The 25,408-nt window shown below is 69.2% G+C and carries 26 protein-coding genes and 1 riboswitch; of the genes, 20 read left to right on the forward strand and 6 right to left on the reverse strand.

Annotated features, from left to right (window positions below):
* The first annotated feature begins 53 nt into the window (after positions 1–53).
* Entirely contained in the window at positions 54–482 is a 429-nt protein-coding gene (locus tag AC07OY_RS26810) for a VOC family protein (protein ID WP_495045655.1), read from the forward strand.
* On the opposite strand, the gene AC07OY_RS26815 is transcribed toward AC07OY_RS26810, so the two are convergent.
* The 4 genes from AC07OY_RS26815 to AC07OY_RS26830 are packed head-to-tail and all read right to left on the reverse strand — an operon-like array spanning position 454 to position 6,344.
* The gene (locus AC07OY_RS26815) at positions 454–1,638 is read right to left on the reverse strand and encodes an ABC transporter permease (protein WP_495045656.1); all 1,185 of its coding nucleotides are present in this window, start codon (positions 1,636–1,638) and stop codon (positions 454–456) included. The two genes, AC07OY_RS26810 and AC07OY_RS26815, sit on opposite strands and share 29 nt — an antisense overlap.
* On the reverse strand, positions 1,635–2,339 hold the full coding sequence (locus AC07OY_RS26820; RefSeq protein WP_495045657.1) for an ABC transporter ATP-binding protein: 705 nt from the start codon (positions 2,337–2,339) through the stop codon (positions 1,635–1,637). Before AC07OY_RS26820 ends, AC07OY_RS26815 begins: the two co-directional genes overlap by 4 nt.
* Entirely contained in the window at positions 2,339–2,875 is a 537-nt protein-coding gene (gene msrA / locus AC07OY_RS26825; protein WP_495045658.1) for a peptide-methionine (S)-S-oxide reductase MsrA, read from the reverse strand. The genes AC07OY_RS26820 and msrA overlap by 1 nt, the downstream gene beginning before the upstream one ends.
* A gap of 10 nt (positions 2,876–2,885) precedes the next feature.
* Complete coding sequence (locus AC07OY_RS26830) at positions 2,886–6,344, reverse strand: DUF748 domain-containing protein (RefSeq protein WP_495045776.1); 3,459 nt, start codon at positions 6,342–6,344, stop codon at positions 2,886–2,888.
* Between the two features lie 19 nt (positions 6,345–6,363).
* Here AC07OY_RS26830 and AC07OY_RS26835 point away from each other — a divergent pair, with 19 nt between their 5' ends.
* Positions 6,364–7,173 carry a YdcF family protein gene (locus tag AC07OY_RS26835; protein WP_495045659.1) on the forward strand — a complete coding sequence of 270 codons (810 nt, stop codon included), beginning with the start codon at positions 6,364–6,366 and terminating at the stop codon, positions 7,171–7,173.
* Between the two features lie 302 nt (positions 7,174–7,475).
* Here AC07OY_RS26835 and ubiD read toward each other — a convergent pair whose 3' ends face one another.
* Positions 7,476–9,014, reverse strand: coding sequence for a 4-hydroxy-3-polyprenylbenzoate decarboxylase (ubiD, locus tag AC07OY_RS26840; protein ID WP_495045660.1), 1,539 nt, complete (start codon positions 9,012–9,014; stop codon positions 7,476–7,478).
* A gap of 220 nt (positions 9,015–9,234) precedes the next feature.
* Between ubiD and AC07OY_RS26845 the strand changes: the two genes are divergently transcribed.
* From AC07OY_RS26845 to tolA, 18 genes are all read left to right on the forward strand, one after another.
* Positions 9,235–10,086, forward strand: coding sequence for a lytic transglycosylase domain-containing protein (locus tag AC07OY_RS26845; RefSeq protein WP_495045661.1), 852 nt, complete (start codon positions 9,235–9,237; stop codon positions 10,084–10,086).
* A 94-nt stretch (positions 10,087–10,180) separates the two neighbouring features.
* Positions 10,181–10,294, forward strand: a riboswitch (ZMP/ZTP riboswitch).
* Positions 10,295–10,351: 57 nt separating this feature from the next.
* Positions 10,352–11,605: a serine hydroxymethyltransferase gene (glyA, locus tag AC07OY_RS26850; RefSeq protein WP_495045662.1), complete on the forward strand. Its 1,254-nt coding sequence runs from the start codon at positions 10,352–10,354 to the stop codon at positions 11,603–11,605.
* A gap of 17 nt (positions 11,606–11,622) precedes the next feature.
* Positions 11,623–12,066 (forward strand): transcriptional regulator NrdR, encoded by a 444-nt coding sequence (gene nrdR, locus AC07OY_RS26855; RefSeq protein WP_119046304.1) that lies wholly within the window; start codon positions 11,623–11,625, stop codon positions 12,064–12,066.
* 149 nt (positions 12,067–12,215) lie between these two features.
* Positions 12,216–12,767 (forward strand): GspH/FimT family pseudopilin, encoded by a 552-nt coding sequence (locus AC07OY_RS26860; protein WP_495045663.1) that lies wholly within the window; start codon positions 12,216–12,218, stop codon positions 12,765–12,767.
* 99 nt (positions 12,768–12,866) lie between these two features.
* Positions 12,867–13,340, forward strand: coding sequence for a type IV pilin protein (locus tag AC07OY_RS26865; RefSeq protein ID WP_495045664.1), 474 nt, complete (start codon positions 12,867–12,869; stop codon positions 13,338–13,340).
* Positions 13,325–13,960: a pilus assembly FimT family protein gene (locus AC07OY_RS26870; RefSeq protein WP_495045665.1), complete on the forward strand. Its 636-nt coding sequence runs from the start codon at positions 13,325–13,327 to the stop codon at positions 13,958–13,960. Before AC07OY_RS26865 ends, AC07OY_RS26870 begins: the two co-directional genes overlap by 16 nt.
* Entirely contained in the window at positions 13,954–14,706 is a 753-nt protein-coding gene (locus AC07OY_RS26875; RefSeq protein ID WP_495045666.1) for a PilW family protein, read from the forward strand. The genes AC07OY_RS26870 and AC07OY_RS26875 overlap by 7 nt, the downstream gene beginning before the upstream one ends.
* Positions 14,703–16,037, forward strand: coding sequence for a PilX N-terminal domain-containing pilus assembly protein (locus AC07OY_RS26880; protein ID WP_495045667.1), 1,335 nt, complete (start codon positions 14,703–14,705; stop codon positions 16,035–16,037). The genes AC07OY_RS26875 and AC07OY_RS26880 overlap by 4 nt, the downstream gene beginning before the upstream one ends.
* 9 nt (positions 16,038–16,046) lie before the next feature.
* Positions 16,047–17,363, forward strand: a complete 1,317-nt coding sequence (locus tag AC07OY_RS26885) for a type IV pilus modification PilV family protein (RefSeq protein ID WP_495045668.1) — start codon at positions 16,047–16,049, stop codon at positions 17,361–17,363.
* 30 nt (positions 17,364–17,393) lie between these two features.
* The gene (ribD, locus tag AC07OY_RS26890; RefSeq protein ID WP_495045669.1) at positions 17,394–18,425 is read left to right on the forward strand and encodes a bifunctional diaminohydroxyphosphoribosylaminopyrimidine deaminase/5-amino-6-(5-phosphoribosylamino)uracil reductase RibD; all 1,032 of its coding nucleotides are present in this window, start codon (positions 17,394–17,396) and stop codon (positions 18,423–18,425) included.
* Positions 18,426–18,449: 24 nt separating this feature from the next.
* On the forward strand, positions 18,450–19,547 hold the full coding sequence (gene ribBA / locus AC07OY_RS26895; RefSeq protein WP_495045670.1) for a bifunctional 3,4-dihydroxy-2-butanone-4-phosphate synthase/GTP cyclohydrolase II: 1,098 nt from the start codon (positions 18,450–18,452) through the stop codon (positions 19,545–19,547).
* A gap of 15 nt (positions 19,548–19,562) precedes the next feature.
* A complete protein-coding gene (ribH, locus tag AC07OY_RS26900; protein ID WP_495045671.1) occupies positions 19,563–20,036 on the forward strand; it encodes a 6,7-dimethyl-8-ribityllumazine synthase in 474 nt (157 codons plus the stop codon).
* Entirely contained in the window at positions 20,033–20,524 is a 492-nt protein-coding gene (gene nusB / locus AC07OY_RS26905; RefSeq protein WP_495045672.1) for a transcription antitermination factor NusB, read from the forward strand. Before ribH ends, nusB begins: the two co-directional genes overlap by 4 nt.
* A 7-nt stretch (positions 20,525–20,531) precedes the next feature.
* Positions 20,532–21,710: a pyridoxal phosphate-dependent aminotransferase gene (locus AC07OY_RS26910; protein WP_495045673.1), complete on the forward strand. Its 1,179-nt coding sequence runs from the start codon at positions 20,532–20,534 to the stop codon at positions 21,708–21,710.
* Positions 21,707–22,102: a tol-pal system-associated acyl-CoA thioesterase gene (ybgC, locus tag AC07OY_RS26915; RefSeq protein WP_495045674.1), complete on the forward strand. Its 396-nt coding sequence runs from the start codon at positions 21,707–21,709 to the stop codon at positions 22,100–22,102. Before AC07OY_RS26910 ends, ybgC begins: the two co-directional genes overlap by 4 nt.
* Complete coding sequence (gene tolQ, locus AC07OY_RS26920; protein WP_057301154.1) at positions 22,099–22,773, forward strand: protein TolQ; 675 nt, start codon at positions 22,099–22,101, stop codon at positions 22,771–22,773. The genes ybgC and tolQ overlap by 4 nt, the downstream gene beginning before the upstream one ends.
* Entirely contained in the window at positions 22,773–23,207 is a 435-nt protein-coding gene (tolR, locus tag AC07OY_RS26925) for a protein TolR (RefSeq protein ID WP_495045675.1), read from the forward strand. Before tolQ ends, tolR begins: the two co-directional genes overlap by 1 nt.
* Positions 23,204–24,067, forward strand: coding sequence for a cell envelope integrity protein TolA (gene tolA / locus AC07OY_RS26930; protein ID WP_495045676.1), 864 nt, complete (start codon positions 23,204–23,206; stop codon positions 24,065–24,067). The genes tolR and tolA overlap by 4 nt, the downstream gene beginning before the upstream one ends.
* A 6-nt stretch (positions 24,068–24,073) precedes the next feature.
* Here tolA and AC07OY_RS26935 read toward each other — a convergent pair whose 3' ends face one another.
* A complete protein-coding gene (locus AC07OY_RS26935) occupies positions 24,074–25,354 on the reverse strand; it encodes a response regulator (RefSeq protein ID WP_495045677.1) in 1,281 nt (426 codons plus the stop codon).
* Between the last annotated feature and the right edge of the window lie 54 nt (positions 25,355–25,408).

The raw sequence follows: 25,408 nt of genomic DNA on the forward strand, positions 1-25,408 counted from the left end.
CGCCCCTCACCGGGGTGATGACGACGCCCCCTCCACTTTCAAGAAAGCGAACCATGTCTGTCTCCGTCGTCCCCCACATCAATCTGCGCGGCCAGGCGCGCGCGGCCCTGCAGTTCTACCAATCGGCCTTTGGCGGCGAGATCGCGCTGATGAGCTACCAGGACGCCCACAACGTGCGCGACCCGCAGGACGCCGATCGCCTGATGTGGGGCCAGGTCCGCGCGGCGGATGGCTTCCAGGTCATGGCCTATGACGTGCCCACCGACACCGCCTGGCAGGCCGGCGAGAACGCGTACTTCATCTGCGTGGGCTGCGGCACGGCCAAGCAGGCCGAAGACCGCTGGGCTCGGCTGGCCGAAGGCGCGACCGTCATCCAGCCCTTGTCGCCTTCGTCCTGGGCGCCCCTCTACGGCATGCTGAAGGACCGCTTCGGCGTGACCTGGGTCATCAACGTCAGCGCGGCGCCTGCAGCAGCGTCGTGACGTCCAGGCGGTAGGCCCGCCAGGCCGGCCAGGCCGCGGCCAGCAGGGCCAGGCCGCCGGCCAGCGTGGGCACCAGCCATTCAGCGTCGCTCCAGCCCAGGGTCCCCAGGCGCAGCGACTGCCGCTCGGCCAGCAAGCGCTCCAGCAAGGCCACCAGGCCATGGCCGGCCGCCAGTCCCAGCGCGGCGGCGAGAGCCGCCAGCAGCAGCGCCTCCAGCGCGATCAGGGCGGCGACGCGGCGGGCCGGCGCGCCCAGCATGCGCAGCATGGCGAGATCGCCCTGGCGGGCCCGCACGGCATGCAGCAGCGCGACCCATACCGACAGGCCGGCCGCCGCCAACAGCACGATGCCAAAGCCGCGCAGCACCTCGGTGCCCGCACCCACCAGCCGCATCAAGCGGGCCGTCTCCAGCGCCGGCGCGGCCGACTGCAGGCCGTCCTGGGCGTTGACCCAGCGCGGCAGCATGACGGCCGCCAGCGGGCTGCGGTAGCGCACCAAAGCCAGCGTGATCTCCCTGGGCTTGTCGTCCTCGTCGTGGACCGCATGGTCTTCGTGCACCTCCCACACGGAGGCCAGGTCGGTCAGCACGAGTCGATCCAGCACGCTGCCCGCCTCGGCCAGCACGCCGACAACCTCGAACTGGTGGTCGCCATGCGCCCCACCCCCATCGGCCAGGCCATGGCTGCCGGCGAAACGATCGCCGATCTTGAAGCCACTCGTACGCGCGACCTCTGCGCCCAGCACGGCCTGCATGGGCTTGGTCCACAAGCCGCCCTGCCCCAGCCTGGCGCCGTAGAGATCGAGATAGTCCGGCGTCGTGCCGGCGATGCGATAGCCGCGAAATGAATCGCCCAGCGACAGCGGCACGGCTTGGGCCACCAGCGGCTGCTGCTTGAGCAGCTCCAGCGTCGCCAGCGGGATGTTGCCTGTCGGCGCATCGAGATGAAAGACGCCGGCCAGCATGATCTGCATGGGGCTGCCCTTGGCGCCGACGACGAGGTCGATGCCGGCGAGGTCGCGCTTGAGCCCCGCCTCGACCTGGGCGCTGGCCCGCAGCACGAAGGTGACGGCAGCCAGCCCCAGTGTCAGCAGCAGCAGATTCAGGGCGGTCGTCAGCGGGCTGGACCACAGATAGCGCCAAGCGAGCCGGATCACCGCGTCACCCCGCTGGACCAGAAGGTCGTCGGGTCCGCTGAAGCGTCGCCAGACTTGCCGGGCAGCACCAGCTCGGCCACGTCATCGCGCTCCCCCAAGGCGTCGATGACGCGGCTGTCATGGCTGGCAATGATCAGCGTGCAGTCTTCGCGCTCGGCGGTGGTCAGCAGCAGGGCCAGCATGTGCAGCGCATGCTCGTCGTCCAGGCTGGCGGTGGGCTCATCCGCCAGCAGCAAGCCGGGGCGGCGCATCAGCGCCCGTGCCAGGGCCACGCGCTGGGCCTGGCCGACGCTCAACTGGTGAGGTCGGCGGCCGGCCAGCTCTGTGATGTCCAGCGCCGACAGAAGCTCGGCTGCGCGCGCCCGGTCAGCACCCTGCCCCGCAGCCAGGGCCGGCAGCGCGAGGTTCTCGGCGACGGTCAGGGCCTCGCTCAAATGCAGGCGCTGGGGCACCACACCCAGGGTCGCGCCACGCCAGGCATCCAGCTCTCGAGCATTGAGACTTTGCAGCTCCGCGCCGGCGACGATCAGTTCACCCTGCTGCACGCGCAGCAGGCCGGCCAGCAGGGCCAGCAGCGTCGACTTGCCCGAGCCCGAGGCGCCGCGCAGCAGCAGATGCCGGCCCGCGGCCAGCGCGAAATCGGCATAGGCGATCTCGGCGCCGCCGGCATAGCGATGACGCAGGCCGCCCCAGGCCAGCATCACTTGACCAGGCGCTTGAACGTGGACAGGAACTTCTCCACCTTGCCGGCGACGACGAAGGCGCAATAGCCCTGGTCCGGGTTGCGGGCGTAGTAGTGCTGGTGATAGGCCTCGGCCGGGTGGTAGTTGGTCTCGGGCTGCAGTTCCGTGACCGCGCGGCCGGCATGGTGGTCGTTGACCTCCTTCAGCACCTCGGCCGCGAGCTGGCGCTGGGCCTCGGTGTGCCAGTAGAGGCCCGAGCGGTACTGGGTGCCGACGTCGGCGCCCTGGCGGTTCAGCGTCGTCGGGTCGTGGATGGTGAAGAAGACCTCCAGCAGCTCGCGCAGCGACACCTCGGCGGGGTCGAAGGCGATGCGCACGACCTCGGCAAAACCGGTGTTGCCGCCGCAGACGGCTTCATACGTGGGCTTGGCGCCCTGGCCGTTGCTGTAGCCGTTCTCGACGTGATGCACGCCGCGCACGCGCTCGTAGACGGCCTCCAGGCACCAGAAACAGCCGCCGGCCAGGGTGATGGTTTCGAGATTCGTAGCTGACATGGGATGACCTTCAATGGGCTCCAAGGGACAACTCGACATGGGGGCGCCAGGTCTCATCGCAACCCTGGTCGCAGAGCTTGGGGGCGGCGACGAAGACGCGGGCATTGGGCGCGCCACGCGCCAGCAGCGCATCGCGCACCGCGGTGGCGCGCGCCACGGCCAGCTGGCGCAGCAGCTCGTCGTCGATGGCATAGCTGCCCAGCAGCAGGCCGCGCATCTGGGCCGGTGGCAGTTCCTTGGCCATGCCGATCAGGTTCTTGGGCTTGTTGGGCAGCTTGCTGGCCTCGTACAGGCGCTTCAGCGCCGCCTCGGGCGTGGCGGCGTTCTCGGCCTTCAGCGCCGTGGCCAGGCGCTGCTCGCGCAGGGCCTGGCCCTCGGCGGCAATGCCGGCCCAGCCGGTCAGCGTCAACTGCACGCCGGGCTTGTCGATGAGGAGCTTGGCGACGCGGTCGAGCTGGCTGAGCTGGTCCTGGGCGGCCAGCTCGGCGCCGCCGGGCTTGAAGGCGATCTGCGCTTCCTCGGGGCTGTCGCTGCCGCTGAAGAGGGCGAAGGGCGAGGTCAGCGCCTTGCCGATGAGATTCAGGAACAGCCGCCAGACCAGGCCGCCCACGCTGAACTCCGGATCGTTCAGCGAGCCGCTGACCGGCAGATTGATGTCGATGACGCCATTGCCGTCCTTCAGCAGCGCGAGGGCGAAGCGCACGGGCAGCGAGGTCGCGTCGGGGCTGTCGACGCGTTCGCCGAAGCTCAGCTGGTGCAGGATGATCTGGTTGCTCGCCACCAGCTGACCGCCGGGCTCGACCTTGTAGCGCAGCCGGGTGGACAGCTTGCCGCGCTCGATGGCGTAGCCGGCGTACTTGCCGGCATAGGGCGACAGCGGCGCCAGCTCGATGTCGGTGGCGTTGGCGGCGATGTCCATGGCCGGCGGGCTGCCCGGTCTGAGCTGGCCGTCGATCTCCAGCAGCCCCGTGCCGGCGACCTTGCCTTTCACAGTCAGCGGCGCCATGGCCGGACTGGTCGACGCGAAGGCGCCGAGCGAGCCCTGCAGTTCGGTCAGGCGGGCGCTGTAGCTGGGCTTCACGAAGCGGTCGCTGAAGTCGACGATGCCGCGGTTGACACGGATGCGCTCGGCGGAGAACACGGGCGCGGGCGCGGAAGCGGGAGAAGCCGGCGCGGAAGCCGCTTCGGCCGGGCCGAGATCGCGCAGATTGAAACGACCCTGCTCGTTGACGATGAGGCGGGCATAGCCGTCTTCGAGCAACGCGTCCTTCACCGCCACGCGAGGCGGTGCACCCGCCGCCAGGGCCAGCTTGAGGCCGTCGAGCTGCAAGGACTGCCAGCTCAGCAGGTCCTCGCCGATGACGCGCTGGCCGTCGACGACCCGGGTCTGCAGCAGGGCCAGCGGGCCGATGCGCACATCGCCATCGGCGCCGGCCGTCCAGGCGCTGCCGGCCTGCTGGGCCGTCACCTCGGCCTTCATGCCGAGTTCGGCGCGCTGCAGTTGCAGGCCCCAGGCGGGGTCGAGATAGGCGTTGAGCAGATGCAGAGGCAGAGCCTTGGCCTGCACCGTGCCGCTGGCCGACAGCGGCGCCAGGCCGAGCTTGCCGCTCCATTGCAGGCTGCCGGCGCTGGAGGCGACGGGCTGGTCGTTGGCGCCAAGGGCGGCGAGCTGGGCGGTGAGCTGGGCTTGCATCGGCGCCGTGGCCGGCCAGCTCAACGCACCCAGCTGCAGCCGCAGCGGCTCGACGGCCAGGGCCACGGGCGCCACACCCGCGGGCACGGCGGCGTCCTGCCAGCGCAGCGCGCCACGCTCGATGTTGAGCGCGGCCAGTTGCAGCGTCCAGGCCGGGCCGGCGGCGGAGGCGGCGCTGTCGGGCGGCATCAGGGCGGCAATATTGAGGCGACCGCTGCCTTCCCGGGCCAGTTGGGCGCGCGGCGCGTCCAAGGTCAGCGTGCCCAGCGCGACGGTACGGGCCCCGGGTTCGATGCTGGCCTTGTCGAGCTGGGCCGAGGCCAGGGTCACGAGCCTGGGCGCCCCGGGCAGGCCCAGGCGCGCCTCCTTGATCTGCAGCTCGGCCAGACTGAGCTGGAGGCGGTCCGCGGCGCCTTCAGCCAGTGGGTTCTTGAGGCTCAAGCCGGCCTTGGTGGAAATGCCGGCGCTCAGCCGCACCCCATCCGGCAAGGGCAGCCAGGCGGCCAGGCGCTCCACGGCCAGGCCGTTCAATTCGGCATCGGCCTGCAGCAGTTCGGGCGACAGCTGGGCCCTGGCGCTGAGGGTGGCTTCATCCAGGCGCAGGCTGGCGTCGAGCTGGGTCGGCGCCTTCAAGGGCCAGGCGGCCGCGCCGAGCTTGAGCTGGATGCCGTCCAGCGCCAGGTCCTTGTTGACGGTGAAGCGGCCGTCCTTGATCTCCAGGCCGGCGAGGCTGTATTGCCAGGGCGTCGCCGCCGGCGAGGCGGGTTCTGCAGCCGTCGCCTTCGGCAAGGGACGCAGCCAGGCGCTCGGCGACTCCAGCAGGATCTGGCCGAAGCCGAGCTGGCGGCGCAGCGGCTGCACGTCGACGAGCGGCAGGTTGAGGTGCTGCAAAGCCAGCAGAGGCTTGCCATCCGGCTGGGCCAGGGCCAAGTCATGCAGCTGGATCCGCCCGCTCAGCTTGACGCCGGGCGGCTGCTTGGGCCGCTCGGCAAAGTCCAGCGCCACGTCGACATCCAGCCTGCCGCCGCCCAGACGGACGGGCGCACTGGCAGGGACATAGGCCGCCAGCGGGGCGAGGTCCAGGCCAGCCAGCTTGAAGGACAGGCGGGCGCTGACGTCGTCGTCGAAGGGCAGCGCCTCGGCACTGCTGTCGAAAGCCACGCCGTCGAGCTTGCCGCTCAGGTGGGGCTGCACCTTGACCTTGACGTCGGCCGGCAGCGTCGACATGAAAGGCAGGGCCAGGCGCAGGCCGGCCAGTTCGTGCTTGCGCTGCACCGGGCGGTCGTCGAAGACCAGCAGGCCGTCGGCCAGCTCGATGTTGTAGACGGCGAACTCGGCATCGGGCTCTTCGGGGGCGCCGGGCTTGGCGGCGAAGCGCTGGATCAGGTCGTCGATGTCGTAGCGGCCCTCGGCCAGGCGGGCGACGCGCAGTTCGGGCCGGGTCAGGGCCACGGATTCGATGACGGCCCGGCCGCGCAGCAGGGAGCGCAGCGACAGGGCCGCATCCATCTTGCGCAGCTTGAACAGCGGCGGCTGCCTGGCATCGCGGCCGGCAATGCTCAGGCCTTCGACCACCAGGGCTAGGCGCCAGGGCTGGAAGCTCGCCTCCTCGATGGCGACTGCTCGCCCCAGAGTCTCGCTGGCCAGCGCCGCGCCGCGGCCCTTGACCCAGCCTGGCAGGGCCAGCGTCACGATCAGCAGCAGCAAGGTGACCAGCGCCGACAAAGCGGCGAAGGTCCAGAGGGCAATGCGGGCGGGGGAGCGGGAAAGCGGCATCACGGCAAAAGCATTATTGATGTCGGCGAAGATGCCGCGGGTGATCTCCCTCGACTATTCAGGTTTCAAGACGCTGCTGCTGGCGATGGCCCTGCCGCCCGTGCCCATGCTGTTGCTGGCGGCCTGGGGGGGCTGGCGGCTCAGGCGCGGACGCCGCTGGGGCGGCGTGCTGCTGGGCCTGGCCCTGGTCAGCGCCTGGCTGTCGACCACCGAGGCGGCGGGGGAACTGCTGATCCGGGCTGCCGGGCAGCCGGCCGTGCTGGCGCCGTCCCAGGTCGACGCGCTGCGGGGCCGCGCCGATGGCGCCGTGCTGGTGCTGGGCGGCGGCGTGAGGCGCCATGCGCCGGAGTTCAACGCCGGCTCGCCGGCCCGCATCACCGCCGAGCGCCTGGCCTACGGCGTCTGGGCGGCCCGGCGCAGCGGCTGGCCGCTGGCCTTTTCGGGCGGGATCGGCTGGACAGCGACCGAGTTGCGCCAGCCCGAGGCCGACATCATCGGCCGGGTCGCCGCCCAGGACTACGGCCTGCGGCTGCGCTGGGCCGAGGGCAGTTCGCGGGACACCCGCGAGAACGCCGCCCACACCCTGCCCCTGCTGGCCAAGGACGGGGTGAAGCAGGTGGTGCTGGTCACGCACGACGCGCACATGCGCCGCGCCCTGCGCGCCTTCGAGGCGGAGGCGGCGCCCCTGGGCATCCAGATATTGCCGGCGCCGGTCGGCCTGCGCGACGACGCCCTGAGCGGCTTCGACGACTGGTGCCCGTCCGTCGAGGGCTTCGCGCGGGTGCGCTACGTCGTCTACGAGACCCTGGCCTGGTGGGCAGGAAGGTAGCGCCCCTCGTCCAAGGGGTACCTTGGCCGGTCCCCCGAGGGGACGGCGATGCTTGCCGGTTCGACCCACAAGCACATCGCCAGCGCGGGCCGGCCAGGGAGCGGCCCGTCGCCCGCCCCGCAATTTTCTGAAAAGCTCCTTGGCGCCCTCAAATAGAAACCCCGCCGGGCTTGAGGGCCGGGCGGGGTGGATGGCTATGCCATCTTGGGGCTCCACGGCGATTTGCCGAAGGGCTCCTGGCGCGCAAGGGATTGCGCCAGAGGTTGTGCCTGAAAAGGCATTCCAACAGTAGGCGAGTGCCTTCAGGGCTTCAAGAAGAGTTGCCCGAATAGCGCCTCGGCACGCTTTGTGACCTCGGCCGGCAGCGTGATGCCGCGACCCCATTCGCGGCTGGTTTCACCGGGCCATTTGTTGGTGGCATCCAGCCCCATCTTGCCGCCCAGGCCGCTGACGGGCGAGGCGAAATCGAGGTAGTCGATGGGGGTGTTGTCGACCAGCGTGGTGTCGCGCACCGGGTCCATGCGCGTGGTGATGGCCCAGATCACTTCCTGCCAGTTGCGCGTGTCGATGTCATCGTCCACGACGACGATGAACTTGGTGTACATGAACTGGCGCAGGAAGCTCCAGATGCCGAACATCAGCCGCTTGGCATGGCCGGGATAGGACTTCCTGATGGACACGACGGCCATGCGGTAGCTGCAGCCCTCGGGCGGCAGATAGAAGTCGACGATCTCCGGAAACTGCTTCTGCAGGATGGGCACGAAGACTTCGTTCAAGGCCACGCCGAGGATGGCGGGCTCGTCCGGCGGCTTGCCGGTGTAGGTCGAGTGATAGATCGGGTTCTTGCGCTGGGTCAGGCGCGTGATCTCGAAGACCGGGAACCAGTCCTGCTCGTTGTAATAGCCGGTGTGGTCGCCAAACGGCCCTTCCAGCGCATGCAGATAGCCGCCCTTCTCCTTCAGCGGCACGCCGCGCTCGCTGACGCCGGTGAAGCCGGGCGCGGCAGGCGGGATATGGCCTTCCAGCACGATTTCGGCCGAGGCCGGCGCCTGCAACGGCCGCTCACCGCCGACACCGGTCTTGACCAATTCCGTCCGCGAGCCGCGCAGCAGGCCGGCGAACTGGTACTCGGACAGGCTGTCCGGCACCGGCGTGACGGCGCCGAGGATGGTGGCCGGGTCGGCGCCCAGGGCCACGGCGATCGGAAACGGCTGGCCGGGGTGGGCGAGAGAGAAGTCTCTGAAATCTAGCGCACCACCGCGGTGCGCGAGCCAGCGCATGATGACCTGATGGCGCGAAATCAGCTGCTGGCGGTAGATGCCGAGGTTCTGGCGGGTGCGCGTCGGGCCCCGGGTGATGACCAGACCCCACGTGATCAGGGGGGCTGCGTCGTCCGGCCAGCAGGTCTGGATGGGCAGGCGGCCGAGGTCGATGTCGCTGCCCTCGAAGACCTCTTCCTGGCAGGGCGCGCGGCGCTGCACGGCGGGCTTCATGTCCCACAGCGCCTTGGCCATCTGCAGCAGCTTGCCTGCGTCCTTCAGGCCCTTGGGCGGGTCGGGTTCCTTGAGGCTGGCCAGCACCCGGCCCACATCCCTCAAATCGGCCAGAGACTCAGCACCCATGCCGAGTGCGACGCGACGCGTTGTCCCGAAAAGATTGGTCAAGGCGGGGGTCGAGTGGCCGGTCGGCGCCTCGAACAACAGGGCCGGTCCGCCGGCCCGCAGCACGCGGTCGCTGAGGGCCGTCATCTCCAGCACCGGCGAGACTTTTTCGCTCACGCGCTTGAGCTCGCCGAGGCCTTCCAGGCCGGCCATGAAGTCTCGCAGATCGCTGTATTTCATAACCAAAAGTAGTTTTGAGGCAGTCAAACAAGCTTGACTGGTTATCTTCGCTTCGTAAAATTCGGCCACTTCGGGTTTTTACTGAAACCCAACCGGCTGGGTCCTCCGGGCACAGAGATGCCACAGACCAATGCAATCGGCCGGGAAATTATCACCGTCGCCCTGCCCCAGACCGCCCCGACAAAGGCAGCCTGAGGCAGGCCTCGACACAAGGAGTCGCATGACGACACGTCAAGACCTGTTCAGCCTGGCTCGCCACACGCGGGATTCGGCGTCGCTGTTCGTGAAGGACATCGGCAACGGCCTGCTGGTGGTCAGCCACAACACGCTGGCCCTGCTGGGGCTGGCCGTGGTGGCCGTGCTGCTGGTGTTCACGAGCCAGGCCGGCCTGCGCGAGAAGCTGGAATCCGCCACCCTGGGCTGGCTGAACGCCCGCCAGGAAGCCCGCGCCGAAGCCGAAGGCAACACGCTGTTCGCGTCGGCTGAGCCGGACGCCATCGCCCGCGCCACCGCCGCCGACCCGCGCGAACTGAGCCGCCAGCAGGCGGCCGTCGCCCACTGGCTGGCACGCCGCTACAGCGTCGCCCCTGAGCCCATCAGCCGCCTGGTGCAAGAAGCCTGGGCCGTCGGCCAGCGCGCCAAGGTCGAGCCGACGCTGATCCTGGCCATCATGGCCATCGAGTCGCGCTTCAACCCGTTTGCCCAGAGTTCCGTGGGTGCCCAGGGCCTGATGCAGGTCATGACCCGGGTGCATGACGACAAGTACGAGGCCTTTGGCGGCACCCACGCCGCCTTCGATCCGGTCACCAATCTGCGCGTCGGCGTGCAGGTGCTGAAGGAGTGCATCCAGCGCGCCGGCAGCCTGGAAGACGGTCTGCGCTACTACGTGGGCGGCGCCAATCTGGCCGAGGACACCGGCTACACGGCCCGCGTGCTGGCCGAGCACGACCTGCTGAAGGCCGTCGCCGCTGGCCGCCAGGTGCCGACGATGACGACCGTGCGCCCGGTCCAGCGCGAAGCGGCCTCTGCCCCCTCGACCGGCGACTCCGCCCAGGTCGCTCTGCTGCGCTGAGCGGCCCTGCAGGCCCCCCACGCTCGCTTTGCGAGCTCCCCGAGGGGGCGTCAGCGGCTCCGGACGGCCGCGCGCCGCCGCGCTGGCATACACTGGCTTCTCGCGCGACTGGCGATCAGGGTCACGAGCTGACCCGAGGTGGGCCACCACCGGGGAGCGTGAGGCGGTTTTCGCGAACCGCTATCAGCCGTTCGCCTGGGCAGCCTTGGCTTCACGCTCGCTCGTGAGCGCCGGGGATTGACCGCCTGACCTTCGGAACACCAGCATGTTTGACCGCAACACCTCCACCCTCGCCTTGGTCGACCCCGAGCTCTGGACCGCCGTCCAGAACGAGAACCGCCGCCAGGAAGACCACATCGAGCTGATCGCCAGCGAGAACTACACCTCGCCGGCCGTCATGCAGGCCCAGGGCAGCCAGCTGACCAACAAGTACGCCGAGGGCTACCCCGGCAAGCGCTACTACGGTGGCTGCGAGTACGTCGACGTCGTCGAGCAACTGGCCATCGACCGCCTCAAAGCATTGTTCGGCGCCGAATACGCCAACGTGCAGGCCAACTCCGGCTCGCAGGCCAACCAGGGCGCCTTCTTCGCGCTGCTGCAGCCCGGCGACACCATCATGGGCATGAGCCTGGCCGAAGGCGGCCACCTGACCCACGGCATGGCCCTGAACATGAGCGGCAAGTGGTTCAACGTCATCTCCTACGGCCTGAACGCCAAGGAAGAGATCGACTACGACGCCATGGAAGCCCTGGCCCGCGAGAAGAAGCCCAAGCTCATCATCGCCGGCGCCTCCGCCTATTCGCTGCGCATCGACTTCGAGCGCTTCGGCAAGATCGCCAAGGAGATCGGCGCCTACTTCATGGTCGACATGGCCCACTACGCCGGCCTGATCGCCGCGGGCGTCTACCCCAACCCGCTGCCCCACGCCGACGTCGTCACGTCGACCACGCACAAGAGCCTGCGCGGCCCGCGCGGCGGCATCATCCTGACGAACGACGAGGCCATCGCCAAGAAGATCAACTCGGCCATCTTCCCCGGCATCCAGGGCGGCCCGCTGATGCACGTCATCGCCGGCAAGGCCGTGGCCTTCAAGGAAGCCCTGACGCCCGAGTTCAAGGCCTACCAGGAGCAGGTCGTCAAGAACGCCAAGGTGCTGGCCGACACGCTCATCGAGCGCGGCCTGCGCATCGTCTCCGGCGGCACCGAGAGCCACGTCATGCTGGTGGACCTGCGTCCCAAGGGCCTGACCGGCAAGGAAGCCGAGGCCATCCTGGGCGCCGCCCACATGACCTGCAACAAGAACGGCATCCCCAACGACCCGCAGAAGCCCATGGTGACCAGTGGCATCCGCCTGGGTACGCCGGCCATGACGACGCGCGGTTTCAAGGAAGAACAGGTGCGTGCCACCGCCCACCTGATCGCCGACGTGCTGGACAAGCCGCACGACGAAGCCAACCTGGCCGCCGTGCGCGAGAAGGTCGCCGCCCTGACGTCCGCCTTCCCCGTGTATCGCGGTTGATAGGCGGCTAAGCCCATATGCGCTGCCCGTTCTGCTCTCACACCGAGACCCAGGTCGCCGAGACCCGGGAATCGGACGAGGGCGACGTCGTCCGGCGCCGGCGCCGCTGCCTGTCCTGCGACAAGCGCTTCACGACCTATGAGCGGCCGGATATCGCCCTGCCCTCGGTCGTCAAGAAGGACGGGCGGCGCGCCGATTTCGACGCCTCCAAGCTGCGCGCCTCCATGCAGCTGGCCCTGCGCAAGCGGCCGGTCAGCGTCGAGCAGATCGACGCGGCCATCAACCGCATCGAGGAAAAGCTGCTCGCCAGCGGCGCCCGCGAGATCGCATCCACCCGCCTGGGCGAGCTGGTCATGCGCGAGTTGAAGCGCATCGACAAGGTCGCCTATGTGCGCTTCGCCTCCGTCTATCGCAGCTTCGAGGACGTCGACGAGTTCCGGCAGCTGATCCGCGAGATCTGACCCGCGGCCTGCCGCCATCCCCCTTTGGAGGGGGGATCGGGGGGATGCCCCCGCTCCTCATCCCCCGTCGTTCCGCCCAAAGGAGGAAAGACGTCACGCTCGGTGGTTTCTAGAGTTCGTTCACTCGCAACGAACCCCAGGGAGCCGCCATGAACCGCATCGCCAACGCCCGCCGCCAAAGCCGTGGTTTCACCCTTGTCGAGCTGTGCACCAGCATCGGCATCTGCGCGGCCCTGGTCGGCCAGGCGGTCCCCGCCATGGGCGAGCTGCGCCAGGAGCAGAAGCTGCGCGCCAGCGCCGAAACCCTGATCGGCGACCTGCGCCTGGCCCGCAGCGAGGCCAACCGCCTGAGCGAACCGGTCTACTTCCGCGTCAGCGGCAAGGGCGCCAATGCCTGCTATGTGATCTACATCGGCACCCGGGACGAATGCGACTGCGCCGGCACCCAGGCCGTCTGCAGGAGCACGGCCAGCCAGGTCATCAAGGCCGAAGGCTTCCCGGCCAGCCAGGCCGTGCGCGTGAAGAGCAATGCCGAGACCCTGCAATTCCAGCAGCGCCAGGGCCTGGTGACCCAGACCGGCAGCATCGACCTCAGCCTGAGCAGCGGCACGACGCTGCGCCAGGTGGTGGCCATCACCGGCCGGGTGCGCAGCTGCTATGTGGGCAGCCACAAGGTCGGCGGCGTGGCCAAGTGCGCCTGAGCCCCTCATTCGTGGTGGATGCCGACCGGCGGCGCAACTTGGCGGACAAGCGGCACATGTAACAGGGGGTCACTGTGCAGTGCTGCCGAAAATCGGCCCATGCGCACCTGCACCCGTCCGCGACGCCGTGGTTTCACCCTGATCGAGCTGATGGTCGCCCTGGCCGTCGCCGGCATCCTGGCCGCGATCGCCTACCCGGCCTACACCTCGCACATGCAGCGCGCCCGCCGCGCCGATGCCGTGTCCGCGCTGACCGCCGTCATGCAGGCCCAGGAGCGCTTCCGCAGCAATTCCGCCCTCTATGCGTCGACGGTCGGCGCCTTGGGGCTGAACATCGCGCGGATCACCCCCCTTTACGAGGTCTCCCTCACCGGCGTCGGCGCGACCCCGGCCTTTGACGTGGGCTATGTCGTCACGGCCACCCCGGTCGCCGGCGGCAAGCAGGCCCGCGACGTGACCTGCAAGACCCTGACGGTCACCCTGGTGGGTGCAACGCCCCAGTACACCGCGACCGGCGACCCGAACAACAGCGGCACGGACCGGGACACCAGCACCGAATGCTGGCCCCGCTAGTCATGAAGCGCCGTTTCCACGCCCTGAAAGCCCGCCTCGCCGGCCTGACGCTGATCGAGATCATGGTCGGCCTGGCCGTGCTCGGCGTCATCCTGGCGGTGGCCATCCCCTCCATGGCCGACCTGCTGGAAAAGCGCCGCGTCACCGCCGCCGCCGAAGAGGTGGCGGGCATCCTGACCTATGCCAAGGCCGAGACCAATGCGAACAATTCGCTGCTCTTCGTCCGCTTCGATCCGCATGCGAGCATGAGCTGCGCCATCGTCGTCACCACGGCCGGGGCCAACCTCTGCCGCTGCTACTACCCGCTCAACGACCTCTGCCCCAGCACCGCTTCGCGGTCCTTGCGCGTGTTCCAGCTGCCCAAGGCCCATGTGAGCTTCAAGGCCTTCGCCAGCCACTGGGCGGCGGGACCCAACTACATCCGCTTTGCTCGCGAGCAGATGGCGCTGGAGACTGAGGACTTCCAGGTCGATGTGATGGGCCTGGGCAAGGGCTACACGCTGCGTGTGGAGGTCAACACCATCGGGCGCGTCAAGATCTGCGCGCCGTCCTCCGTCAGGACGCCCGCCACCGGCCCCGCGCCGCTGTTCACCAAGATGACGGGGTACGCCGCATGCTGAGAATCTCGCGCACCCACGCCCGTGGCGCCCAGCGCGGCGTGGGCCTGGTCGAGCTGATGGTGGGCATCACCGTCGGCCTGATCGTCACGGCCGGCGCCGCCGTCGTCGCCACCCGCCAGATCAACGAGCACCGCCGCCTGATGCTGGAAGTGCAGATGCAGCAGGACCTGCGCATTGCCGCCGACCTGCTGCAGCAGGATCTGCGCCGTGCCGGCTACCGTGGCCTGCCCTCGGCCGGTGTCTGGGAGCCTGAGCGCAATGGCGGTGCCACGCCGGCCAAGGAAGCGGCGTCCAGCCCTTATGCCTTGGTGACCCAGAGCACGGGCAACACCGACCTCTACTACCGCTATGCCAAGAACCTGGCGGGCACCGGCGTGCTGAACGTCAGCAACACCGTGCAGAACAACGAGCAGTTCGGCGTGCGCTGGGACACGTCCAGCCAGACGCTCTATATCCAGCTGGGGCTGCTGTCCAGCGGCCTGCCCAACTGGCAGCCCATCACCGACCCCGAGGTGGTCAAGATCACGAATTTCTCGGCCGTCATCGTGAACCAGACGATCCCGCTCGACGACCTCTGCGATCCCAGCTGCAAAACCGCGGGCAATTGCCCGACCCAGTCGGTGCGGCGCGTCGACATCACCATCCAGGCCGTCGCCAAGTCCGATCCCAGCGTCAGCCGCACGTTGACCGTCAGGGAAAAGATCCGCGCGGACGGCCTCAGCAACAACGGGGTGTGCCCAGCATGAGGCGCGATCTCTTCATGCCCGCCGCCCGCCCGCAACGCGGTGCCGCCACGCTGGTCGTGGTCATGGTGCTCTTCCTCGTCATGGCCCTGCTGGCGGCCTATGCCAACCGCAGCTTGATGTTCGAGCAGCGCATCGCCGGCAGCTATTACCGCGCCACCATGGCGCAGGAAATGGCGGAAGCCAGCGTCGAATGGGCGGTGACCCTGCTCAATGGCTCGGCCCTGGACGACAGCTGCAGCCCCGTGGCCACCGGCGGCACGCGTTTCGTCGACAAATACCTCAACGTCTCGGCCGATGACCGTGCCACGACGAGCAAGATCACGAATGCCGGCGGCGGCCGGGCGCCACTCGCGGCCGATTGCTCTTCCACCGGCACCGGCATGGTCTGCCGCTGCCCTGCGCCGAATACGCGGACGGCCCAGCCCACCACGGCGCTCGCGGGTGCCCTGATCCCGTCCTACGGCGTCGCCCTGGGCACCGACACGGAGGTGCGCTACGGCAGCTTCCTGATCGATGGCTATGGCTGCACGGACAGCAGCATCGACAACTGCTCCGCCGCCAACTCCGAAGCGCGCTCCCAGCGCGCGGCCGCCACGACGCTGCAAAAGACGTCCATCGCCTTCATCGGTGCGGTGCCCTCGTCGCCAGCGGCGCCGCTGATCGTGAAGGGCAACCTGACGACCGCGGGCGCCGGTGGCCTGGGCCTGCACAACACCGACCCGCGCTCGGGCGGCCTGCTGGTGGTGTCGGGTGGCGGGGCGCCGACGCTGAACGACGACCGCATGGACAGCGTGCCCGGCACGCCGGCGGATCAGGCGCGCATCTTCGGTGACACCAAGCTGCAGGAGTTCCAGGCTCAGGGCACCGACGGCAACATCCGCTTCTTCCGCAACTTCATGGGCATGGCGCCCAGCCGCTACACCAACCACCCGGCGGCGCGCGCCGTGACCTGCTCGGCCGATTGCGGCACGGATCTCGTCACCGCCGTCGACGCCGGCAAGCGCCTGCTGACCGTGGCCGGGAACATGACCCTCAGCTCCAACGTGACCATCGGCACGACAGCCGCGCCGGTGCTGGTGGTGGTCTACGGCAACGTGACCATCGCCGGGCCGATGCAGCTCAATGGCATGCTGGTGGTCCTGGGCGACCTGTCCTGGACCAACACCGATCCGGCCCCCTCCATGGTCACCGGATCGGTGCTGGTGCAGGGCCATATGACGGCCACCGGCCGCATGGACGTCCTCTACCAGCAGTCCATCGCCAACGAACTGCGCAACCGCCTGGGCAGCTATGTGCGCGTCTCGGGTGGCTGGATCGACGGCGACTATTGATCGATGGCCATGTTCAAGCCCTCGCACCTCCCCACTTCCCGCGCCGCCTCGCGCCACCAGCGCGGCGTCACCCTCATCGAGGCCCTGGTGGCCCTGCTGGTGATGTCCTTCGGCATGCTGGCCCTGGTCGGCCTGATGAGCAATCTGCGCCGCGGTGCCGACGTGGCCAAGCAGCGCAGCGAGGCCATGCGGCTGGCCCGCGCTGAGCTGACGAATCTGCGCACCTTCTCGGAGCTGACGCCGACGGCCTCGACGCCGGCCACGGCAACGACCTACACCGGCGGCATCACGGCCCAGGCGGCGACGCCCGTCGTGCCGCCGGATTCGAACACCACCTACAGCGTGCGGCGCTTTGTCACCCAACTGCCCGAAGACAGGGCCCGGCAGATCCGCGTCACCGTGAGCTGGAAGGACCGCGCCGGCGATGATCAGTTCATCAACCTGGACACCCTCGTCTCGGCCGTCGACCCGCTGTTCAGCGCCGCCGTGGGCTTCACGCCCCCCGCCGGCCCCGTCACCCTGCCCTCCAACCGCCATCCGGCCATCCCGCCGGGGGCCAAGCAGCTGGACGGCAAGATCAGCGCCTTCAACCCCAGCCCGACCAGCCCGCTGATCTGGGTCTTCAACAACGTGACCGGCGTCATCACCGGCAAGTGCACCAATGCGTCCGCCACGCCGCTGTCGACCCTGACGGCCGCCGACGTCGAAACCTGCAAGAACAACACCGTCGGCTATCTGCTCGCGGGCGTGATCCGCTTCTCCAACAGCAACCCGGCCAATCCGACCTCGCCGGGCGCGACCGCACTCCCGGCCATCGGCCTGGCCTTCTCCGCGGGCAGCTTTTCATTGCCGCGACTCGTCAACGGTGCGCCGGTCATCAGCGGCGGCAGCATGGTGCTGGACCCCATCACCACCGATCCAGCCCCCAGCCCGGCGCCGGACTGCTTCAACGATTCGCCCACCACATCGCCCAGCACCCAGCCCTTCGTCACCTACAACTGCATCGTCTACCCGAACTCGGCCAAGCAGTGGACCGGCAAGGTGGAGCTGACCGGCTTCCCCATCGGCCTCACGGCGGCCGACTACCGCGTCTGCCGCTACAGCGCCGACTACAACGGCAGCGGCGGCATGTTCTCGGCCGACTTGAAATCGCTGGAGAACGAGGAGCATCCGGCGGTCTATGGCCGGGTCATGGGTTCGCTGGCTCGCCAGAACTTCCTCGTCATCCGGGGCGACCTCAGCTGCCCCACGGCGCCTGCGGTCAACCCGACCAGCGGCATATTCGCCGACTACTCGACGATTCAGCTGCAGCCCTCCAGCCCCTAGCCCGGCCTCGCGCCGCTCTAGACTGCCGGCATGAATTCGCCCGCAATCACGGCGGCGCTGCGGCAGGCGCTCTCCCTCGCCGAACAGGCCGTCGGCCTCACCGAACCCAACCCGCGCGTCGGCTGCGTCATCCTGGCGGCCGACGGGCGTGAGCTTGGCAGCGGCCACACCCAGCCGGCCGGCCAGGCCCATGCCGAAGTCATGGCCCTGCGCGACGCCGCAGCCCGCGGGCACGATGTGCGGGGCGCGACGGCGATCGTCACGCTCGAACCCTGCTCCCACCATGGCCGCACGCCGCCCTGCTGCGATGCCCTGATCGCCGCCGGCATCGCCCGCGTCGTCGCCGCGGTCGAGGACCCCAATCCCCAGGTCGCGGGCCAGGGCCTGGCGCGGCTGAAGGCGGCCGGCATCCAGGTCGAACTGGCCGATGCCGCCATCGCCGCGGCGGCCAGCGAACTCAATGTCGGCTTCTTCTCGCGCATGCGGCGCGGCCGGCCCTTTGTGCGCCTGAAATCGGCCGTCTCGCTGGACGGCCGCACTGCCCTGCCCGATGGCCGCAGCCAATGGATCACCGGCGAGGCCGCGCGCGCGGACGGCCATGCCTGGCGCCGGCGCGCCGGCGCGGTGCTGACGGGCATAGGCACCGTGCTGGCCGACGACCCGCGCATGGACGTGCGCCTCGTGCCCACGGCGCGCCAGCCGCTGCGCATCGTGCTCGACCCGCAGGGCCGCATGCCGCCGGGCGCGCGCATCCTGCAGCCGCCCGGCGAGACCCGCGTCATCGGCCCCGGCCGCCCCGATCTGGCGGCCCTGATGCTTGAGCTGGGCAGCCAGGGCGTCAATGAACTGCATGTGGAAGCGGGCCCGACGCTGTCCGGCGCCTTCCTGGATGCCGGCCTGGTCGACGAGCTGCTGATCTACCAGGCGCCGCTGCTGATCGGCGAGGGCCGGCCCCTTGCCGCACTGGCGGCCTTGAGCGGCCTGGATGCCGCCCGGCGCTGGCAGTTGGTCGAAGCCACACCGATTGGCCAGGATCTGCGTCTTCGGCTCCGCTCGACCTAGGGTCGCCACCTACAATCGCCGGCTATGCCCATCTCCCCCATTCCCGAGCTGGTGGCCGAGTTGGCCGCCGGCCGCATGGTCATCCTGGTTGACGAGGAAGACCGCGAAAACGAAGGCGATCTCGTGCTGGCCGCCGACCTGGTCACGCCCGAGGCCATCAACTTCATGGCCAAGTTCGGCCGCGGCCTGATCTGCCTGACCCTGCCGCGCGAGCATTGCGAGCGCCTGCAGCTGCCGCCGATGACGCGCCGCAACGGCACCCAGCACGGCACGGCCTTCACGGTCTCCATCGAGGCTGCCACCGGCGTCACCACCGGCATCTCCGCCGCCGACCGTGCCCGCACGGTGCAGGCCGCCGTGGCCGCCGATGCCAAGGCCAGCGACCTCGTCCAGCCCGGGCATATCTTCCCGCTGCAGGCCCAGGACGGCGGCGTGCTGATGCGTGCCGGCCATACCGAGGCCGGCTGCGACCTGGCCCGCATGGCCGGCCTGTCGGCCACCTCGGTGATTTGCGAGATCATGAAGGACGACGGCACCATGGCCCGCCTGCCGGACCTGGAGGTCTTCGCCGCCGAGCATGGCCTGAAGATCGGCACCATCGCCGACCTCATTGAATACCGCAGCCGCAACGAGAGCCTGATCCATCGCGTCGCCGAGCGCCGCCTGAACACGGCTCAAGGCGAGTTCGCCTGCCAGGTCTTCACCGACCGCACCGGCGGCACCCATCTGGCGCTCAGCCACGGCGAATGGACCGCGGACAGCGAAGTGCTGGTGCGCGTGCACGAGCCGCTGTCGGTCATGGACCTGCTGGAAGCTGGCTCCTGCGGCCACTCCTGGGGCCTGCCCGCCGCCCTGGCCGCCGTCCAGGCCAGCAGCGGCGGTGTCGTCGTGCTGTTGAACTGCGGCGAAGACGCGGCCGGCGTGCTGGCGCGCGTGCAGGCCAGCGAGCCCGCACCGGCGACCAAGGGCGCGATGGACCTGCGCACCTATGGCGTCGGCGCCCAGATCCTGAAGGCCCTCGGCGTGCACCGCATGCGTCTGCTCGGCAGCCCGCGCCGCATGCCCAGCATGGCCGGCTACGGCCTCGAGGTGACCGGTTTCACCGCGCCCCCCAACTGCTGAACCGAAAGGCACGCGATGCAAGATTCCGAACAAGGCCTGCCGAGCTTCGAGGGAGCCCTCGACGGCAGCGAGCTGACCGTCGCCATCGTCCAGGCGCGCTTCAACGACGCCATCACCTCGTCGCTGGCCAGCGCCTGCCTGGCCGAGCTGTCGGTGCTGGGCGTGCCGACCGAAGCCATCCGCCACATCACCGTGCCCGGCGCTCTCGAAGTGCCGCTGGCCCTGCAGGCCCTGGCCGAGAGCAATGACTACGACGCGCTGATCGCCCTGGGCTGCATCATCCGCGGCGAGACCTACCATTTCGAGCTGGTCGCCAACGAGAGCGGCTCGGCCGTGACCCGCGTCGGCCTGGACCATGGCATTCCGATCGCGAACGCCATCCTGACCGTCGAGAACGAAGCCCAGGCCTGGGCCCGCGCCGAGCCCAAGGGCCGCGATGCTGCCCGCGTCGCCGTCGAGATGGCCAATCTGCTGAAAGAGATCGAGTGAACGCACCCCAGAAGACCGCATCCAAGACGGCCGCCAAGCCGGGTGCCAAACGCGCCCCCGTCAAGTCGGCCCGCCGCCGCTCGCGCGAGGCCGCCGTGCAGGGCCTCTACCAGTGGCTGCTGACCGGCGAGGACATCGGCGCCATCGTGGCCCTGGGCCGCGAGCAGGAAGGCTATGCCAAGCTCGACGTCAAGCATTACGACGCGCTGCTGGGCGGCTGCGTCAACGAGGCCGCCGACCTCGACGCCATCCTGTCCCGCCACGTCGACCGCAAGACCACCGAGCTGTCGCCCATCGAGCACGCCATCCTGATGATCGGCGCCTACGAGCTCAAGCACTGCCTGGACATCCCCTACAAGGTCGCCATCAACGAGGCGGTCGAGCTGGCCAAGTCCTTTGGCGGCACCGATGGCCACAAGTATGTGAACGGCGTGCTGGACCGCGCGGCCGTTGACCTGCGTCCGCTTGAGGTCGCTGCCAAGCGTTGACCACGCCGTGAAGTTGGCCGCCCGGCTCGACCGCATCGAGCCCTTCTATGTGATGGAGCTGGCCAAGGCCGCGGCCCAGGTCGCGGCCGGCCCCTTGTGCGACCCGGCCCAGGGCGGCCGGCGCATGATCCGCCTCAATATCGGCGAGCCCGACTTCGGTGCCGCACCGGCGGTGCGGGAAGCGGTGGCCCACGTCGCGCAAGGGCCGACGCCCTATACCGACGCTCTCGGACTGCCGGCCCTGCGTGAAGCCATCTCGCGCTGGTACGCCCAGCGCTTCGGTCTGGACATTTCACCCGCGCGCATCGCCGTCACGGCCGGCGCCTCGGCCGCCCTGCAGCTCGCCTGCCTCGCCCTTTTCGAGCGCGGCGACGAGGTGCTGATGCCCGACCCCTGCTATCCCTGCAACCGCCACTTCGTGACGGCCGCCGACGCGACCCCGCGCCTGCTGCCCACCGGCGCAGCCGAGCGCTTCCAGCTCGATGCCGCCCAGGTGAGCGAGGCCTGGACGCCGGCCACGCGCGGCGTGCTGCTCGCCTCGCCGAGCAACCCGACCGGCACCTCCATCGCGCCCGAGGTGCTGGCCGACATGGTGGGCTTTGTGCGCAGCCAAGGTGGCGTCACCGTCGTCGACGAGATCTATCTGCCGCTGAGCTACGAGGATCGCTTCGGCCACAGCGCGTTGGCCCTCGGCGAAGACATCGTCTCGGTCAACAGCTTCTCCAAGTACTTCGGCATGACGGGCTGGCGCCTGGGCTGGCTGGTCTTGCCCCCTGCCCTCGTGCCCGCCATCGAGCGACTGGCGCAGAACCTCTATATCTGCCCCTCCACGCTGGCCCAGAAGGCCGCCCTGGCCTGCTTCGAGCCCGACTCCATTGCCGAGTTCGAACGCCGCCGCGCGGTGCTTAAAGCACGCCGCGACTACATCGTTCCGGCTCTCAACGAGCTCGGCCTGACCGTGCCCGTGCCGCCCGATGGCGCCTTCTATGCGTGGATGGACATCAGCCGCTTCCATGCCGACAGCTGGGCCTTTGCCCATGAGCTGCTGCAAAGCGCCCAGGTCGCGCTGACACCCGGCCGCGACTTTGGCCTGGCCGACCCGCAGCGCTGGATGCGCCTGTCCTTCGCGTCTTCCATCGAAGACCTGCAAGAGGCCGTCGCCCGCCTGCGCGAGGTGCTGGCATGAACTTCGAGTTCCCCATCCGGGTGTATTGGGAAGACACCGACGCCGGCGGCATCGTGTTCTATGCCAACTACCTGAAGTTCTTCGAGCGCGCCCGCACCGAGTGGCTGCGCGCGGCCGGTGTCGAGCAGCACCAGTTGCGCGAGGAGACCGGCGTCATCTTCGTCGTCGCAGGCACCACGCTGCGCTATCTGGCGCCGGCCAAGCTCGACGATCTGCTGAGCGTCACCGTCGAACCTGAACCCGCCGGCCGCGCCAGCCTCGTCGTACGCCAGCGCGCCATGCGCGGCGAGACGCTGCTGTGCGAAGGCGAGATCCGCATCGGCTGCGTGCGCGCCAGCGACCTGAAACCCCAACGCCTGCCCGACTCCGTCGTGGCAGCGATCACCGCATGAACCAAGACCTCTCCATCGTCTCCCTGATCCTGCACGCCAGCTTCGCGGTGCAGCTCGTCATCGCGGGCCTGCTGCTCGTGTCGCTTGCGAGCTGGAGCGTCATCTTCGGCAAGCTGATCGGCCTGGGCCAGATCAAGCGCCGCAACGACGCCTTCGAGGCGGAGTTCTGGAGCGGCAAGAACTTGAACGACCTCTACCAGTCGGTCGGCAACCGCGCGGATGCGGCGCCGCTGGAGCGCATCTTCGCGTCCGGCATGCGCGAGTTCCTGAAGCTGCGCGAGAAGCGTGTGACCGACGCCGGCGCCCTGCTCGACGCGGCTCGCCGCGCCATGCGGGCGAGCTTCCAGCGCGAGCTGGACGCGATGGAGCACAACCTGTCCTTCCTGGCCTCGGTCGGCTCGGTCTCGCCCTATGTGGGCCTGTTCGGCACCATCTGGGGGATCATGCATGCCTTCGTCGGCCTGTCCAACCTGACGCAGGTCACGCTGGCCACGGTGGCGCCCGGCATCGCTGAAGCGCTCGTCGCCACGGCCATCGGCCTGTTCGCCGCCATCCCCGCCGTGCTGGCCTACAACCGCTTCGCGCGCCAGATCGACCGCAGCGCCATCACGCTGGAGACCTTCATCGAGGAGTTCTCCAACATCCTGCAGCGCAACGCGACGCAACACTGATGGCTGCCGTTTCCTCCCGTGGCGGCCGCCGGCGCCGCACGATGAACGAGATCAACATGGTCCCCTTCATCGACGTGATGCTGGTGCTGCTCATCATCTTCATGGTCAGCGCGCCGCTGATCACGACCGGCCTCGTCGACCTGCCCAGCGTGGGCAAGAGCCGCCAGCAGCCCGAGCATGTCATCCAGGTCATCGTCGGCACGGATGAGAAGCTCAAGATCAAGGTCGACCAGCTTGAGCCCGAGGCCATCCCCGTGAACCGCCTGGCCGAGCGCGTCAAGAAGGCCCAGGGCAAGGATGCGACCAGCCCCGTCGTCATCTCGGCCGACAAGAACGTCAAGTACGAGGCCGTCGTCCAGGTCATGGACACGCTGCAGCGCGCCGGCATCCAGCGCGTGGGCCTGGCCGTGAAAAGCGGTGCGTCATCGAAGTGAACGCCGTCGTCCTGCGTCCTCCTGAGTCAGCCGGCATCGGCCGCGGCCTGACCCTGGCGCTGATCGCGCACGGGCTGCTGATCGTCGCCCTCACCTATGGCCTGAACTGGCGCAGCGACTCCTCGCCGGCCTTCGAGGCCGAGCTGTGGTCGGCCGTGCCCCAGGTGGCCGCGCCGCGCGAAGAGGCGCCGCCCGAGCCCGAACCCGAGGCGCCCAAGCCCGACACCCGCGCCCAGCAGCGCGCCGCCGAAGAGGCCGCCGCGGAGCAGCGCGAGGCCGAGATCGCCATCGCCAAGGAAAAGAAGCGCAAGCAGGAGAAGGCCCGCGATGAAGCGGCCAAGCTTGAGCGTGAAAAGGCGGCGAAGGAGAAGGAAGCCAAGGACAAGGCGGCCAAGGAAAAAGCCGCCAAGGAAGAGGACCAGCGCAAGAAGCTCAAGGACGAGAAGGCTGCAAAGGACGCCAAAGAGGCGAAGGAAGCCAAGGACGCCGACGCCCGCCGCGAGGCGCTGCGCAAGGAGAACCTGCGCCGCATCCAGGGCATGGCCGAAGGCACGCCAGGCTCGAGCGGCACGGCCGCCCAGAACGCCGCGCCATCGGCCGGTTATGCCGGCCGCATCAAGGGCAAGATCCGGCCGCTGATCATCTATCCGGAAGACGGCGTCGCCAACCCGACCGCGGAGATCCAGGTGACCCTGGGCCCCGACGGCCGCATCCTCGGCAGCAAGGTGCTGAAGGCCAGCCCGGACGCCGACTGGGACCGTGCCGTGCTGCGTGCCATCGAGAAGGCCGAGACCCTGCCGCGCGATGTCGACGGCCGCGTGCCGCCGGTGCTCATCCTGACCTTCCGCCCGCGCGAGTAGCCCGGGTCAGAGCTCCGCGGGGGTGGCCCGCCCCGGCAGGACCCGGTGCAATTCGTCGGCCAATGCCTGGAGATTCATGGGTTTGCTGAGGTAGCCATCCATGCCGGCGCTCAGGCAGTGGCTGCGCCGCAGATCGCTGTCGCTGGCCGTCGCGGCGACGATGGGAAACGGTGGCAAGGTGCCGATGCGCTGCAGGGACCTCAGGTGCTCGCTGGCCTCCAGCCCGTCCATGACCGGCATGTCCACGTCCATCAGCACCATGTCGGGCGGTTCGTCGCAGCAGGAATCGAGCGCCTCGATGCCGTCGCCGGCCACCACCACCTCATAGCCCAGGGCCTCGAGCTGGCCGCGCGCCACGATCTGGTTCACGACGTTGTCGTCGACCACGAGCACGCGGCGGCATTCCTGGACGTACAGCGGCGTCGGCGAACTCAGCCGCGACAGCGCCGTCGATGTCCGCTCATCCACATGGGCGGTGAAACGCTCCAGCTCCAGCGGGCTGAGCGGCAGCACCCGGATGTCGACGGGACCGCGGCCGCGCAGGCGCAGCGTGTCGGAGCCCAACGCGACGGCGAGCACCGTCCACAGGCTGGGCAGCGCCTGCGCCACCTGTTCAAGCAGTTGCAGCTCGTCGCCGTTCTGCTCGGCGACGATCATCAGCATGGGCGCCAGTCCGGCAACTGTCGCCGCTGCGGCGTCCTCCAGGGATCCGAATGACATGACGTGCCAGCCCAGCTGCCGCAGCCGCGTCTCGACCGAATCCAGCGCGCCGGGCAGCGGGCTGACCAGCCAGGCGACGGTGCCGGCGGCATCGGGCGCGTGTTCGAAGGCCACGTCTTCCGCGGCGACTTCGCCGCTCAGCGAGATGACCAAGCCATCCCGCCCGGCGTCCACGAACTGCACCAGGCCGGCGGTGGCCGGACACGGGGCTTCCGCCCGCTCCACCGGATCCTGGGTCTCGTCGGCATCCTCGGCGACCAGGTGCAGGCGCTGCAGCACGCCCAGCACATCCCCAGGCCGGCTGGTCCCGGTGCCTGCGGCGTGGATGACGATGCTGCTGCGGCCATAGACCGGCGGCTGGACTTCCGCGCTGAACATGACGAAACCCGACTCGAAGCAGTCGACGATGCCCAGCAGGATGCGGTGGATGCCGGCCCGCAGATAGGGGCCGGGATCATGGAGTTCGAGGCGCGGCCCGCGGTAGTCGAAATAGGCGACAAGGCCCTTCTTTCTGGCGTGCGGCAGCACGTCGCGCGCGCTCTGCGTGAACAGCTCTGAGAATTCCATGGACGGACAGTTGCTAACTGTCCGGCAGATTAGGGCAAACCCAGGGCCCGCACC

It is taken from the genome of Roseateles sp. GW821-FHT09H10 (assembly GCF_059415865.1).

What these genes read in the sequence shown, in the direction of transcription:
- AC07OY_RS26810 (WP_495045655.1), top strand. Translation starts at nt 54, where the DNA reads ATGTCTGTCTCCGTCGTCCCCCACATCAATCTGCGCGGCCAGGCGCGC.
- AC07OY_RS26820 (WP_495045657.1), bottom strand. Translation starts at nt 2,339, where the DNA reads ATGCTGGCCTGGGGCGGCCTGCGTCATCGCTATGCCGGCGGCGCCGAG.
- msrA (WP_495045658.1), bottom strand. Translation starts at nt 2,875, where the DNA reads ATGTCAGCTACGAATCTCGAAACCATCACCCTGGCCGGCGGCTGTTTC.
- AC07OY_RS26830 (WP_495045776.1), bottom strand. Translation starts at nt 6,344, where the DNA reads ATGCCGCTTTCCCGCTCCCCCGCCCGCATTGCCCTCTGGACCTTCGCC.
- AC07OY_RS26835 (WP_495045659.1), top strand. Translation starts at nt 6,364, where the DNA reads ATGTCGGCGAAGATGCCGCGGGTGATCTCCCTCGACTATTCAGGTTTC.
- ubiD (WP_495045660.1), bottom strand. Translation starts at nt 9,014, where the DNA reads ATGAAATACAGCGATCTGCGAGACTTCATGGCCGGCCTGGAAGGCCTC.
- AC07OY_RS26845 (WP_495045661.1), top strand. Translation starts at nt 9,235, where the DNA reads ATGACGACACGTCAAGACCTGTTCAGCCTGGCTCGCCACACGCGGGAT.
- glyA (WP_495045662.1), top strand. Translation starts at nt 10,352, where the DNA reads ATGTTTGACCGCAACACCTCCACCCTCGCCTTGGTCGACCCCGAGCTC.
- nrdR (WP_119046304.1), top strand. Translation starts at nt 11,623, where the DNA reads ATGCGCTGCCCGTTCTGCTCTCACACCGAGACCCAGGTCGCCGAGACC.
- AC07OY_RS26860 (WP_495045663.1), top strand. Translation starts at nt 12,216, where the DNA reads ATGAACCGCATCGCCAACGCCCGCCGCCAAAGCCGTGGTTTCACCCTT.
- AC07OY_RS26865 (WP_495045664.1), top strand. Translation starts at nt 12,867, where the DNA reads ATGCGCACCTGCACCCGTCCGCGACGCCGTGGTTTCACCCTGATCGAG.
- AC07OY_RS26870 (WP_495045665.1), top strand. Translation starts at nt 13,325, where the DNA reads ATGCTGGCCCCGCTAGTCATGAAGCGCCGTTTCCACGCCCTGAAAGCC.
- AC07OY_RS26875 (WP_495045666.1), top strand. Translation starts at nt 13,954, where the DNA reads ATGCTGAGAATCTCGCGCACCCACGCCCGTGGCGCCCAGCGCGGCGTG.
- AC07OY_RS26880 (WP_495045667.1), top strand. Translation starts at nt 14,703, where the DNA reads ATGAGGCGCGATCTCTTCATGCCCGCCGCCCGCCCGCAACGCGGTGCC.
- AC07OY_RS26885 (WP_495045668.1), top strand. Translation starts at nt 16,047, where the DNA reads ATGTTCAAGCCCTCGCACCTCCCCACTTCCCGCGCCGCCTCGCGCCAC.
- ribD (WP_495045669.1), top strand. Translation starts at nt 17,394, where the DNA reads ATGAATTCGCCCGCAATCACGGCGGCGCTGCGGCAGGCGCTCTCCCTC.
- ribBA (WP_495045670.1), top strand. Translation starts at nt 18,450, where the DNA reads ATGCCCATCTCCCCCATTCCCGAGCTGGTGGCCGAGTTGGCCGCCGGC.
- ribH (WP_495045671.1), top strand. Translation starts at nt 19,563, where the DNA reads ATGCAAGATTCCGAACAAGGCCTGCCGAGCTTCGAGGGAGCCCTCGAC.
- ybgC (WP_495045674.1), top strand. Translation starts at nt 21,707, where the DNA reads ATGAACTTCGAGTTCCCCATCCGGGTGTATTGGGAAGACACCGACGCC.
- tolQ (WP_057301154.1), top strand. Translation starts at nt 22,099, where the DNA reads ATGAACCAAGACCTCTCCATCGTCTCCCTGATCCTGCACGCCAGCTTC.
- tolR (WP_495045675.1), top strand. Translation starts at nt 22,773, where the DNA reads ATGGCTGCCGTTTCCTCCCGTGGCGGCCGCCGGCGCCGCACGATGAAC.
- AC07OY_RS26935 (WP_495045677.1), bottom strand. Translation starts at nt 25,354, where the DNA reads ATGGAATTCTCAGAGCTGTTCACGCAGAGCGCGCGCGACGTGCTGCCG.